This window comes from Arthrobacter sp. Y3224198 (assembly GCF_059090025.1).
Genome location: NZ_JBNHFG010000002.1, coordinates 39854 through 52153 on the forward strand (window position 1 = coordinate 39854; position 12300 = coordinate 52153).

Here is a 12300-nt window from a genome sequence, read left to right on the forward strand (position 1 = left end):
AAACCCACCCGCACACTGGCAGCGGCAGGCCTTCCGCCTGCCGCTGCCAGTGGATGCACGTGGACCGCTTAGGAGCGGCGGCGCCGTTCCTTGCCAGTGCCTCCCTCGCCCTCCATTTCGATTTCTTCCTTGCTCACGTCCTCGCTGACCGTCGCCTCGTCGGTGACCGTTTCCGTGTCCAGCCGGACGCGCTCCACCGGAACGGTCTCCTTATCCACCACGGGCTCCTCGGCGTGGAGGGTCACTTCATGCTCCTCCTCGCTGATCGCCGGCCCGTCCATGGCAGCGTCCCGGTTGGCGTCGGTGATCGGCTCACGCTGAATCCGGGCTTCCTCGTGGCTGACCGGAACCGTCTTGGTGACATTCTCGGTGGTGATGTATTTGCGCAGGCGGGCGCGGCCTGACTCCCGGCTTTGCTTACCTACGTGCAGTTGCTCCTCGGACCGGGTCATGGCGTCGTCCGTGGTGGGCCCGGAGGTGTCATGCCCCACCCTCGGCGGGTTCTGTCCGGAGGAGCCGCTCAAACGCTGGTCATCGGCACCCCGGCTTGAGTCCACGTGCTCTCCGCTCCTGCCCGAGGCCGTCCCGGAAGTGCCCGACGTCCCGGAAGTCGTGTCCGACCGGGTTCCACTGGAGGAGGTACCGATGGAGTAGTAGCTGTACAGCTCGTCCTGTTCCTGCTCGCTGATGTGCCCGTCCTCGTCCACCCGCGGAGCATCCTTCACCATGCTCTTGGAGTAGGGGACCCGGACCACGGATCCTTCCAGGGTGGCGTCGGCGAGGGGAACGAACGTCTCGGACGAACCGAACAGCCCGGTTTTGGTGGTGACCCAGGCCGGCTGCCCCGTTTCATCATCCAAGTAAACTTCCCCGGCAGAGCCGATCTTTTCTCCGTTGGGTCCTTCCACCGTGCCGTTCTTCAGGATGATGTCGATCTGTTCGGTGGTGATCACGGTTGTCTCCTGTTTCTGCGCGGTAAGCGCGTGGTGCTGTTGTGGATTCTGCTCCCCAGCCCCCGAGACCTGTCTCCGGTTACGTCAGTCGCCGAGTCCTGCCTTGTCCACGCGGCGATGGAAGCGCATGCCGCCCAAACCGCCGAGGATGGCACCTACCAGTGCCACCGCCGCAGCAATGATTGCCGCAATAATGACCGAGGCCGTGGCGTTGCCGCCGATCGCCGGGATCTGCGGGAAGCCGTTGAGCTGGACCAGGATGTTGAACTGGTCTCCCGCTATGGCGGCCAGCAGTGCCGCCGCTATGGCAATGACAATGGCCCAGACCCATACGGCCACCCCCTGCTTCATACCGTTGAAGCGGGCCATGCGCCCGGCTACGTAGCCGCCGCAGTAGTACGCCACAAACAGGATGACCAGCAGGACTATGGTGCCGGTGACGCTCACCGTGGTGGAATCCGCCGACGCCGCGTCGCTGTTGTTGGCGACCAGGACCGCACCCAGTGCGGTGGCCAGGGCACTGAGCAGCACCGTGGTGCCGATGGCCGTCAGCCAGCCGAAAAAGGCCGATCCGATTTTCACCCCGCCGAAGGTGGCCTTCTCCCGCTCCACCACACCGCGGCGGCTGGTATCGCCGACGTCGCCCGCGCCGGAACGAAGTCCGTCCGGTGTGGGATCTGCGCCGACCCTCCGCTTGCCGGCCCCCATGCCAGTTCCTCGTGCACGGTCTCCTGCCGCGCTCGCACCTGTACTCATGAGTTCTGTCCTTTGTGTGCCGGTACCTGCCTTTGGTATGGCTACGTTAGGCGCAAGCGGCAGGAAAGCAAAGGGTGCTTAGTAAATTTCTGTCTCGACTCCGGCGACCCGCACAGATCGGGAATTCCTCGGCGGCCTGGCCGGTTATCACCTTCAACACACGTCAAGATTCATCAAGGAGTAATCATGACAACGCAGCTCGAAACAACCTCTCCGGCACTGACCGACTGGATCCCCGCCAAGCAGTTCATCGGCGGCCAGTGGCGCGACGGCCGGTCGGAAAAGGTCCTTACCGACACCAACCCCTTCGACGGCACGGAACTGCTGACCATGCAGCAGGCCTCGCGCGAGGACCTGGACGACGCGTACGCCGCCGCCGAGGAAGCCCAGAAGGACTGGGCTGCCCGGACCCCCAATGAGCGCCGCGCCGTGATTGCCCGCGCTGCCGAAATCTTCGACGAGCGCCGCGATGAAATCATTGCCTGGCTCAATGCAGAATCCGGCAGCACCATGCTCAAGGCCAACATCGAGGTTGCCTCGGCAGCGTCCATCACCCGGGAAGCGGCCACCTTCCCGCACCGGGTGGCCGGCAAGATCATGGATTCCGATACACCCAACAAGGAGCTGCGTGTTTACCGCGCACCGCTGGGCGTCGTGGGCGTCATCAGCCCCTGGAACTTCCCGCTCCACCTCTCCCAGCGTTCGGTGGCCCCCGCTCTGGCCCTGGGTAACGCCGTCGTCCTGAAGCCGGCCAGCGACACCCCGGTCACCGGTGCCCTCATTATCGCCAAGATCTTCGAAGAGGCCGGCCTGCCCGCAGGCGTGCTCAACGCCGTCGTCGGTGCCGGCTCCGAAATCGGTGACGCGTTTGTTGAGCACCCGACCCCGCGCATGATCTCCTTCACCGGCTCCACCCCGGTGGGCAAGAACATCGGCGCGCTGGCTGCCACCGGCGCCACTTTGAAGTACACGGCGCTGGAACTCGGCGGCAACAGCCCGTTTGTTGTCCTGGCCGACGCCGACGTGGACCAGGCAGTCCGTGCCGCCGCCATGGGCAAGTTCCTGCACCAGGGACAGATCTGCATGGCAGTGAACCGGATCATCGTTGAAGACGCGGTCTACGACGAGTTCGTGGAGAAGTTCACCGCCCACGTGAAGACGCTGAACGCAGGCGATCCGACCGACCCGAAGAACGTGGTGGGACCGATCATCAACGCCAAGCAGCTCGAGGGCCTGCAGACCAAGATCGAGACCGCGAAGTCTGAGGGCGCCCGCCTGGTGCTCGAAGGCCAGCTCAACGGTCAGGTCCTGTCCCCGACCGTCTTCGCCGACGTCACCAAGGACATGGAACTGGCCCGCGAGGAGATCTTCGGACCGATTGCCGGGATCATGCGGGCCAAGGACGCCGAGGACGCACTGGCCCTGGCCAACGACACCGATCTGGGCCTCTCCAGCGCCGTGTTCACCTCCAACCTTGAGACGGGTGTCAGCTTCGCCCGCCGCATCAAGGCCGGCATGACGCACGTCAACGACTTCCCGGTCCAGGACGAGGCGCACATCGCCTTCGGCGGCGAGAAGAACTCCGGCCTGGGCCGGTTCAACGGCGAGTGGGCCATTGACGAATTCACCACGGACCACACGATCAGCGTCCAGCACGCTCCGCGCGAGTACCCGTTCTAAGCACCAGCCAGCAAAATCACGACGGCGGCCCCGCACCGATTGGTGCGGGGCCGCCGTCGTAATAGGGCACGGTCAGTCGCCGAAGCGGGCCACGAGCCGGGCCGGCCAGTTGGAACCCGCGGGCTTATCCCAGCTGGGCGGGTTGGTTCCGGCTGGCCGGGGAAACCGGTGCGGCGGCCCGCGAGTCGTTGGCTGCGGCCGCGAGAACGGCGGCGGCAATGTCGTCGGCATCCCGCAGCGTGCGTGAGCCTTCCGCGGCGGAGGACCCTGCTTCGGCCGCGATGGCCGTGCCCCACTGCACCGAGGACAGCTGCAGCCCCAGCACGTAGAGGTTCTCCACCGGTTCACCGCTGATGCTGACGGTGCGGTACGGCGGCAGGGTCACGTCCAGGCCGGGCGTCAGCACGGGGGTGCCGTCGGCGGACATCATGACCTTGGGCCGGGCCAGGCCGTCCCGGATCAGGCCGGCCACCAGCGGAGAGACACTGCGGTCCACGCGGTTGGGCGGCATCATGGCTTCCATGAGCGTGCGCCCGGCGTACTCGGTCCCCACCCAGGGCGAGGAGGCGGTAAACACGCCGCGTGCCTCGTCCACGTCGAACTGCGGGTCCGGGCCCACAAAATGCACCAGGCCCGCACGGGTCAGTGCGGCAAGCTGTTCAATCCGCTCCGGCGGCGGGCCGCTGGCCAGCCCCTCGACCAGGGGTTCAAACCAGCCGCGCAACTCACTCAGCCAGGACGCTTCGGCCAGCCCGCCGTCGGCCACCACCGATTTCAGCAGGCTGCGCCCGGCGTTCAGGGCGCCGATGGCCATCTTCAACGGATCGTCTTCCCCGGCAGCGGAACCGGCGGCGTCCTCCTCCAAGTAGGCGAGGACGGCGTCGTCGAGGTCCTGTGCGTCCCTGAACGGGCGGCGGCCCAGCGGCTGGGCCAGCCCTTCAAGGTTGGTCCGGCGGTTCCCGGGCACGTACTGGTCCAGCACCGCTTCCTTGGCTGCATCCCACTCCGGTCCCGGCAGGAACAGGGCGGCTTCGAGCCGGTCCAGGAACTCTTCCGGTGTTCCCTTCAGCTCGGCTCCGGCCGCCCGGGCCAGCGTGGAGTAGTACGCCCACACGGCGTCGCGGTGCAGCAGCGGCCACAGGTCATGGTCAAAACCGGGCTGCAATCCCTTGGCCTTGAACGCGAGCGCGGAGTCGCGGGTGAGCCAGCGCAGCCGCACGCTGCGGGGAATGTAGGAATCCAGCTGGGCCTTGGCCCGGTAGGGGGTGCCGCGGCGGGAAGCGGCGACCAGCCGCGGTTCACGGCCCGAGGGCTCGTAGCGCAACGCCCGCCCGGCCGGCTGGCCGGTGGGAACAAAGCGTCCGCCGCGGCCCAGCGTCACTGCGGCCATCACGTCGAAGAAGTTCAGTCCCAGCCCCCGGACCAGTACGGTCTCTCCGGCGGGCAGGCGGGTGAAGTCCACATCGGCGGGTACCGCCGGCGGGAGGTAGGCAAGGCCGTGCCGTTCAGCGGCGTCCTGCAAACGGGCCTGTTCCGCGGAGAGCAGGGCGGGAAGGTGACCCACGGCCAGGACGACGGCGTCAGCGGCCAGGAATTCACGGCCCTCCAGTTCCACCTGCAGCTCTCCGGTTGCGGCCCGGGCCAGGCCCAGGGCCTCGGCGCGGCGGTGGGTCAGCTCGACGCCGTCTGCGGCGGCGGCTTCCCGCAGCTGCCCGTAGGTCCATTCCAGGTACCGGCCGTAGAGTGCCCTGCTGGGGAAATCCGCCGGACCCAGGGACGCCAGCTCGTCACGGTCACCGGCCGGAAGCCCGGCGGCGGCGTGGGTGCCGGCGGACATCATTTCACGCCACTGGTTAAAAGACAGCCCGGCCGGGGAGGGCAGCAGGTCCCGCACGGTGTCTCCGGCGGGCACCACCGTGGGAAACAGGGCCGGGGTGTTCATCAGGAACAGGCGGGACTGCCCGGTCCGCCAGACATGCCCGGGTCCCGGACTGAACGGATCAATCAGGTCAATGGCCAGCGGGGTCCCGTCCCCGGCGGCCCGGCGGCGGCTCAGCAGGCGGTCCACCACGGAGAGCCCGCGCGGGCCTGCGCCGATGACAGCGACCCGGTAACTCTGCGTGTGATCCATGCATCTAGGGTATCGGCAGGCACGGGCGCCGGGTTCACAACCGCGGGGCGGGGACCCGCCGGGAACTAGGATGGGGCCATGACACCGGCAAACCAAAACGTGGATTCCGTAGAAACCGACGAGTTCCTTTGGCTGGAGGACATTTACGGCGACAAGCAGCTGGACTGGGTGCGCTCGGAGAACAAGGTCACCGAAGACCTGCTCGCCCGCACCGGCTTCGAGCAGACCGAGGAACGCCTGCTCCAGGTCCTGGACTCCACGGACCGGATTCCCATGGTGTCCAAGCGCGGGCAGCACTATTACAACTTCTGGCGGGACGCCGAACATCCCAAGGGCCTGTGGCGCCGCACCACCTGGGACAGCTACACAGCAGCCGGCCCCGAGTGGGAAGTCCTGCTGGACCTGGATGCGCTCAGCGCCGCCGAGGGCACCGAGTGGGTGTGGGGCGGCGCCCGGTTCCTGCGTCCGGCGGACGGCACCTCCTACCGCCGGGCCTTGGTGGTCCTCTCCCCCGACGGCGGCGACGCTGCCCGCTACCGGGAGTTCGACGTCGTCGACCGCGCCTTTGTGCCCGGCGGCTTCGACATTCCGGCGGCCAAGAGCCGGATCAGCTGGGGCGGGGAGGACCGCCTGTACGTGGGCACCGACTTCGGGCCGGGCTCCATGACCACCTCGTCCTACCCGCGCACCAGCCGGATCCTGCGCCGCGGCCAGGACCTGCAGGATGCCGAACCGTATTTCGAGGTCCCCGAAGACCACATGATGGCCGTGGTGCAGCGTGACCAGACGCCCGGGTTCGAGCGGGACATTGCCGTGGACATCATCGACTTCTACAACACCCGGACATTCCTGCGCGACGGCGGCGAGTGGGTACAGCTGGACGTGCCGTTGGACGTGTCCGTGGACATCCACCGGCAGTGGCTGGTGCTGCGGCCGCGCCACGACTGGGAGCTCGACGGCGAAACGCATCCGGCCGGGTCCCTGCTGGCCGCGCCGCTGGCGGACTTCACCGCCGGGAACCGCAAGGTGCACCGCATCTTCACTCCGGATGCCGCCGTCTCGCTGCAGTCCTGGAGCTGGACCCGGGACCGGCTGCTGCTGAACCTGCTGCGCGATGTCAGCTCCCAGATTGTGGTGCTCACCCCGGACGAGGCCTGGCGGGCCGAGATCCTGGATGCCTGCCCGCCGCTGCACTCGGTGGACGCCTACGCGGTGGATGACGAGGACGAGGAAGCGGGCAACGACTACTGGCTGGTCAGCACCGGCTTCCTGACGCCGTCCACCGTGTCCCGCGGCACCCTTGCCGCAGGCGGGGCCGGCGGACGCCCGGCCGTCGAGGTCAAATCCTCCCCCGCGTTCTTCGACACCAGCGGGCTCACCGTGGAGCAGCACTTTGCCGTGTCCGCGGACGGTACCCGCGTGCCGTACTTCCAGGTTGGCCCCTCAGATCTGGTGCTCGACGGCGGCAATCCCACCCTGCTGAACGGCTACGGCGGCTTTGAAGCCTCGCTCACCCCTGTATACAGCGGTGTAGTGGGCCGCGGCTGGCTGGAGCGGCGCACCACCGATGCCCGTGGCATAGAACGCCGCGGTGTCTATGTACTGGCGAACATCCGCGGTGGCGGTGAATACGGCCCGGATTGGCACCGTGCGGCGCTGCAGGAAAACCGGCACCGCGCCTATGAGGACTTCGCCGCCGTCGCCCAGGACCTGGTGTCCCGCGGGGTGACCTCGCGCGAGCACCTGGGCTGCACCGGCCGCAGCAACGGCGGCCTGCTGGTGGGCAACATGCTGACCACCTATCCGCACCTGTTCGGTGCCGTGTCCTGCGGCGTGCCGCTGCTGGATATGCGCCGCTACACCAAGCTGTCGGCCGGTTACTCCTGGATTGCCGAGTACGGGGATCCGGATGATCCGCAGCAGTGGGACTTCGTCAAAACGTTCTCGCCGTACCACCTGCTCCGGGAGGGCGCGGACTACCCGCCTACGCTGATCTGGACCGCCACCAGCGATGACCGGGTAGGCCCGGTGCAGGCCCGCAAGATGGCTGCACGGATGAAGGCCATGGGGGTGGAGAACGTGTGGTTCCACGAAGCGCTGGAAGGTGGGCACGCCGGCGCGGCCGACAACCGGCAGGCCGCCCGGATGCACGCCATGTCCTATGAATTCCTGTGGGAGGCTCTCACCGGCGGACTTGGCTGAGGCGTTTTGCCCTTAGCGGCAGATTGCCGGTAGTCTTGTCAGGCTGGCAGCTGATGCTGCTGGTGGAAGCTGGAGACGTGCCAGAGCGGCCGAATGGGCTTCACTGCTAATGAAGTGTGGGCCTAAAGCCCACCGGGGGTTCAAATCCCCCCGTCTCCGCCAATAGTCCCCCGGATTTCCGGGGGACTTTTTGCGTCTGCCCCCTTGGATGCCGCTTTTGCCCCGGGCCCGGGCTGCCGGCCGGATCCGTTCCCGCCGTCCGGTAGATTCACCTCTGTGACTTCCAACAGCGCCCTCCTCGCCGGTCCCCGCGTGGTCCTGCGGAACATCACGGCCACCGACGTGGACGCCATCCATGCCTTTTGCTCAGACCCGGAGGTCACGCAGTGGTCCACATGGGGACCCAATACGCGGGCACAGACGCAGGACTTCGTGAACCAGGCAGTTGCCGAGGCCGCGCGCCCGGATCGGAGTGCCTTCACCCTCTCCGTCGCGGTGGCGGGTCAACTGGTGGGTACGGCAGGAGCCTGGGTCACCAGCGCCGCGGACCGCACCGGCGAACTGGGCTACACCCTGCACCGGGAGGCCTGGGGCCGGGGACTGGGCACCGAAACCGCCGGCCTGCTGCTGGGACACGCCTTCGGCCACATGGGACTCGAACGCGTGGAAGCCACCTGCTCGCCGGACAACGCCGGCTCGGTACGTGTGCTGGAGAAAAACGGCTTCCGTTTCGAAGGCCGGCTCCGGGCACATAAGAAGGTCAACGGGGGCCGGCGCGATTCGTTGTTGTTCGCCGCACTGCTCGAAGACTCATTCCGCGGCTAAGCTGGCAGCCAGCTTCCTCCCTACCCGAAGGACTTCCCATGGAAATGCGACTTCTGGGCCGCAGCGGCACCGCCGTCAGCAACTATGCGTTGGGCACCATGACATTCGGCAATGAGTCCGACGAACGGGCCTCGCATGCCATCCTCAACGACTATGTCAGCGCCGGCGGCAATTTTGTCGACACCGCCGACGTCTACACCAGCGGTGCCTCCGAGGAGATCATCGGCCGCTGGCTGCACGCCAACCCCGCGGCCGCGGCCGACGTCGTCCTGGCCACCAAAGGCCGCTTTCCGATGGGTGCGGGTGCCAATGACCTGGGCACCTCCCGGCGCCACCTGCGCCGTGCGCTGGACGATTCGCTGACCCGACTGGGCGTGGACCATGTGGACCTGTACCAGCTGCACGCGTGGGATCCATTCACGCCGTTAGAGGAGAGCCTGGGTTTCCTCAATGATGCCGTCACCGCCGGCAAGATCAGCTACTACGGCCTGTCCAACTTCACCGGCTGGCAGCTGACCAAAGCCGTATACGTGGCCCGTGAACACGGCTGGGCACTGCCCGTCACCCTGCAGCCGCAGTACAACCTGCTGGAACGGGAAATCGAGTCCGAAATTGTTCCGGCAGCGCTCGACGCCGGCCTGGGCCTGCTGCCCTGGTCACCGCTGGCGGGCGGCTGGCTAACCGGTAAGTACGACCGTGAGACGGTGCCCGCGGGGAACACCCGGGTAGGCGACAACCCCACCCGCCAGTTCCAGGGCTGGGACCTGCGCAGCCACAATGAGCGGACCTGGCGCATCCTCGACGAGCTGCGCGCCGTCGCCCTGGCGCATCAGGCGACGCCGGCGCAGGTGGCGCTGGCCTGGTTGGCGGACCGCCCCGGGGTGACCTCCGTGATCCTGGGCGCCCGGACCACTGACCAGCTGGCGGACAACCTGGGTGCGGCGTTCCTGACGCTGACACAGGAGGAAACCGAACGCCTGGCCGAGCTGAGCACCCCGCAGGTGGGCAACTACCCCTACGGTCCGGACGGGCTGCACCAGCGCGAACGGCTGCTTGAGGGGGGACGCTGATACCCGGGATTCAGGGCTTCAGGGTCAGGGCTTCAGGAAATCCTCGGGCCGCAGCTGCTGGGCCCACTTGCTGATTTCTTCTTCCTGAAGCGCGTCGGGCTCTGCCGCCGGCGTCGGATTGGCGGCGGTGGGCTTGGCCTGCCCTGACTCGGTTTCCGGGATGGGACGGACGTAGGGCTGGGGGTGGGCGGCCATGTTCTGGATGGCAGCACCCGAGGCGCGGATGCCGGCGCCGGTGAACTGGGCGTACAGCTTCAATGCCTTCACCGGCTGGCCCTGGGCCAGGGCGGCGTAGATCTGCTGGTGCTGGCTCGCGCTGAGCAGGGAGGCTGCTTCCTTGGCCGCCTGCGGCGAGGTTCCGGTCTCCGGCGTGGCACGCGGGCGGGAGGGCCTGGCCTTCTCCGTAGCGCCTTCGGGTTGGGGTTCGGCGGCCCGGCGCTTCTGGATCCTGCCCACAAGCGCGCTGACGACTGCTATTGAGAGGACAAAAAGAAGAATTACCGCAAGCTCCATACTTTGCATCCTAGCTTTGCTTTCACCGGGCCCTAAAACGGCCGGTATATTGACGTTCACCACTCGTCCGGCCAATCAACGGAGATGCCATGACATCCAGCGCCCCCGCCGCTTTCGATCTGCGGTCCCTTAGTGTCGAAATTCATGACGGGGTGGCTGAGGTCCAGTTGGTCGGGCCGTCCAAGGGCAACGCCATGGGACCGGACTTTTGGGCCGAACTGCCCGAAGTGTTCGATGCCCTGAGCAGCGACGACGAGGTCCGTGCGGTGCTGCTTTACGGTTCCGGCGGTAACTTCAGCTACGGCCTGGACCTGCCGGCCATGGCCCCGGTCTTCGCCCCGCTGCTGGCCGCCGACGGGATGGACGCCAAGCTGCGCGAGGGTTTCCGCCGGCAGATCAAGGCGCTGCAGGATTCGGTCAGCTCACTGGCGCGGTGCGCCAAGCCGGTGATCGCCGCGGTGGACGGCTGGTGCATCGGCGGGGCTATCGACGTGATTGCCGCCGCGGATATCCGCATTTCCTCCCCCACCGCACGGTTCAGCGTCCGTGAGGTGAAGGTGGCCATTGTCGCGGACCTGGGCTCGCTGCAGCGCCTGCCCGCCATCATCGGTGAAGGTGCCACCCGGCAGCTGGCCCTGACCGGCGAGGATTTCGACGCCGCCCGCGCCCACACACTCGGCCTGGTCACGGAGGTGGCGGACGACGTCGTCGCGCGCGGCCGGGAGCTGGCCGCCGCGGTGGCGGCCAATCCCCCGCTGGTGGTGCAGGGTGTCAAGCAGGTGATGAACCGGCGGACCCAGGCCGCCGTGCAGGATGGGCTGGACTATGTGCAGGTCTGGAACTCGGCGTTTTTGGCCAGCCGGGACTTCGGCGAGGCTACCGCCGCGTTCGCCGAGCGGCGCCCGCCGGTTTACCGCGGCGAATAGCCGGAGCGCAACTGCAGGGCGACGGCGGTGGCCGCAATGCCAAGCAGGCCGAGGACCGGCACCGCGCCGGGGAAACCCGGGAAAAACGCCAGGGCCAAAGCCGCCGCCAGCGCCGTGAACCCTGCCGCTGCTGTCCGTGGGTCGCGGGTCCGGACGGCCAGCAGTATCAGGGCCGCTCCCAACACCGGGCTGAAGACCAGGTCCGCCGTGAACGGGATGCAGAAGACGGCCAGACCCGTCAGTGCCGCCATCGCTCCGCGTTGCTGCCGGATCCCCTGCCCTGATTCCGTGCGGGCAGTAAGGGACCAGGCGAGCAGCATCAAGGCTGCGGCAAGGATTCCGGCACCGAAGCTCACCAGCAGGGTTCCGCCAAAGTCCTGCGGAAGGAACGGCAGCCCGCCGGCACCGGCAAGCTGCCAGGCAGCACCGATTAAGGCTCCGGCACCCGTAGCAGCGAAAAGCCGCCCGGTGGCCGCGGCGTCTGCTGCGGTGTGAACGTCCTCGCCTGGCACGGTTCCGATGTGCGCATCCGGCATCATGTCTCTCCCCCGGTCCTCCCGGCATGTCGACGGGTTGTCCGCGAAATCTAGCATGTCCGCCATGCCGGCGAGTGGCGGCGCGGGGGGGGGGGCTGCGAGTCAGGCCGAATCAGGCAGCGGGACGGAGAGCGGCATCGATCAGCACCTCCGCGGCCGCACGGGCCTGGATGGCCGCGGCCGAGTCGCCGGAAATGGCGGCCGTGCTCTGTGCGCCCTCGGCCAGGATGGACAGCTGCGCCCCCAGCGCCTCCGAAGCCCCCAATTCCCGCGCAAGCCCGGCCATGTACCGCTGGAATGACTCCTTGTGGTCCTTCACGACCCGCGCCACCTCGGGATTGGTGCCACCCAGTTCGCCGAACGCATTAATAAACGCGCAGCCGCGGAAATCGCCGGTGCAGAACCAGCCCTCGAGGAAGTCATACACAGCAAGGAGCCTGGCCCTGGGTTCAGGCCCGGCAGCCGCTACCTGCTTTGTGACCGCCGATTCCCACTCTTCGTGTTTACGCGCAAGCACGGCGGAAATAATGTCGTCCTTCGACGGAAACTGCGCATACAAACGCCGCAGCGACACGCCGGCGGCAGATCGCAGCTCGTCCATTCCGACGGCGGCATACCCCTTGCGGTAATACAGCTCCTCCGCCGCGGAAAGGATGCGTTCGGTCGTTTCTTCAGGCGTCATCTCTCCATTGTACTTGACGTGAGAAC

Annotated in this window: 11 protein-coding genes and 1 tRNA gene; 6 read left to right on the top strand and 6 right to left on the bottom strand. The window is 67.3% G+C overall.

What is annotated here, in order from left to right; all coding sequences use genetic code 11:
- Window positions 1-68 precede the first annotated feature (68 nt).
- Both AC5RUF_RS01435 and AC5RUF_RS01440 read right to left on the bottom strand, forming a co-directional pair.
- Window positions 69-953: a DUF2382 domain-containing protein gene (locus AC5RUF_RS01435; protein WP_494129459.1), complete on the bottom strand. Its 885-nt coding sequence runs from the start codon at window positions 951-953 to the stop codon at window positions 69-71.
- A gap of 84 nt (window positions 954-1037) precedes the next feature.
- Entirely contained in the window at window positions 1038-1661 is a 624-nt protein-coding gene (locus tag AC5RUF_RS01440; RefSeq protein WP_494129460.1) for a hypothetical protein, read from the bottom strand.
- A gap of 234 nt (window positions 1662-1895) precedes the next feature.
- On the opposite strand from AC5RUF_RS01440, the gene AC5RUF_RS01445 reads away from it, so the two are divergent.
- Window positions 1896-3389 carry an aldehyde dehydrogenase family protein gene (locus tag AC5RUF_RS01445; RefSeq protein WP_493996562.1) on the top strand — a complete coding sequence of 498 codons (1494 nt, stop codon included), beginning with the start codon at window positions 1896-1898 and terminating at the stop codon, window positions 3387-3389.
- Between the two features lie 124 nt (window positions 3390-3513).
- Here the strand turns inward: AC5RUF_RS01445 and AC5RUF_RS01450 are convergent, their stop codons facing one another.
- Window positions 3514-5520: an FAD/NAD(P)-binding protein gene (locus AC5RUF_RS01450; RefSeq protein ID WP_494129461.1), complete on the bottom strand. Its 2007-nt coding sequence runs from the start codon at window positions 5518-5520 to the stop codon at window positions 3514-3516.
- 78 nt (window positions 5521-5598) lie between these two features.
- Here AC5RUF_RS01450 and AC5RUF_RS01455 point away from each other — a divergent pair, with 78 nt between their 5' ends.
- From AC5RUF_RS01455 to AC5RUF_RS01470, 4 genes are all read left to right on the top strand, one after another.
- The gene (locus AC5RUF_RS01455) at window positions 5599-7722 is read left to right on the top strand and encodes a prolyl oligopeptidase family serine peptidase (RefSeq protein WP_494129462.1); all 2124 of its coding nucleotides are present in this window, start codon (window positions 5599-5601) and stop codon (window positions 7720-7722) included.
- 71 nt (window positions 7723-7793) lie between these two features.
- Window positions 7794-7884, top strand: a tRNA-Ser gene (locus AC5RUF_RS01460).
- Window positions 7885-7998: 114 nt separating this feature from the next.
- On the top strand, window positions 7999-8547 hold the full coding sequence (locus AC5RUF_RS01465) for a GNAT family N-acetyltransferase (protein WP_494129463.1): 549 nt from the start codon (window positions 7999-8001) through the stop codon (window positions 8545-8547).
- 38 nt (window positions 8548-8585) lie between these two features.
- On the top strand, window positions 8586-9617 hold the full coding sequence (locus AC5RUF_RS01470; protein WP_494129464.1) for an aldo/keto reductase: 1032 nt from the start codon (window positions 8586-8588) through the stop codon (window positions 9615-9617).
- Window positions 9618-9641: 24 nt separating this feature from the next.
- Here AC5RUF_RS01470 and AC5RUF_RS01475 read toward each other — a convergent pair whose 3' ends face one another.
- Entirely contained in the window at window positions 9642-10130 is a 489-nt protein-coding gene (locus tag AC5RUF_RS01475) for a hypothetical protein (RefSeq protein WP_493997307.1), read from the bottom strand.
- An 89-nt stretch (window positions 10131-10219) separates the two neighbouring features.
- Between AC5RUF_RS01475 and AC5RUF_RS01480 the strand changes: the two genes are divergently transcribed.
- Window positions 10220-11056 (top strand): crotonase/enoyl-CoA hydratase family protein, encoded by an 837-nt coding sequence (locus AC5RUF_RS01480; RefSeq protein WP_494129465.1) that lies wholly within the window; start codon window positions 10220-10222, stop codon window positions 11054-11056.
- Here the strand turns inward: AC5RUF_RS01480 and AC5RUF_RS01485 are convergent.
- Window positions 11041-11595 carry a hypothetical protein gene (locus AC5RUF_RS01485; protein WP_494129466.1) on the bottom strand — a complete coding sequence of 185 codons (555 nt, stop codon included), beginning with the start codon at window positions 11593-11595 and terminating at the stop codon, window positions 11041-11043. The genes AC5RUF_RS01480 and AC5RUF_RS01485 overlap by 16 nt on opposite strands.
- Before the next feature lie 109 nt (window positions 11596-11704).
- Window positions 11705-12274: a TetR/AcrR family transcriptional regulator gene (locus AC5RUF_RS01490; RefSeq protein ID WP_494129590.1), complete on the bottom strand. Its 570-nt coding sequence runs from the start codon at window positions 12272-12274 to the stop codon at window positions 11705-11707.
- Between the last annotated feature and the right edge of the window lie 26 nt (window positions 12275-12300).

Bases quoted from the DNA above. Each gene is read 5' to 3' on its own strand.
- AC5RUF_RS01440 (WP_494129460.1), bottom strand. From the start codon at position 1,661: ATGGGGGCCGGCAAGCGGAGGGTCGGCGCAGATCCCACACCGGACGGA.
- AC5RUF_RS01445 (WP_493996562.1), top strand. From the start codon at position 1,896: ATGACAACGCAGCTCGAAACAACCTCTCCGGCACTGACCGACTGGATC.
- AC5RUF_RS01450 (WP_494129461.1), bottom strand. From the start codon at position 5,520: ATGGATCACACGCAGAGTTACCGGGTCGCTGTCATCGGCGCAGGCCCG.
- AC5RUF_RS01455 (WP_494129462.1), top strand. From the start codon at position 5,599: ATGACACCGGCAAACCAAAACGTGGATTCCGTAGAAACCGACGAGTTC.
- AC5RUF_RS01470 (WP_494129464.1), top strand. From the start codon at position 8,586: ATGGAAATGCGACTTCTGGGCCGCAGCGGCACCGCCGTCAGCAACTAT.
- AC5RUF_RS01475 (WP_493997307.1), bottom strand. From the start codon at position 10,130: ATGGAGCTTGCGGTAATTCTTCTTTTTGTCCTCTCAATAGCAGTCGTC.
- AC5RUF_RS01480 (WP_494129465.1), top strand. From the start codon at position 10,220: ATGACATCCAGCGCCCCCGCCGCTTTCGATCTGCGGTCCCTTAGTGTC.
- AC5RUF_RS01485 (WP_494129466.1), bottom strand. From the start codon at position 11,595: ATGATGCCGGATGCGCACATCGGAACCGTGCCAGGCGAGGACGTTCAC.
- AC5RUF_RS01490 (WP_494129590.1), bottom strand. From the start codon at position 12,274: ATGACGCCTGAAGAAACGACCGAACGCATCCTTTCCGCGGCGGAGGAG.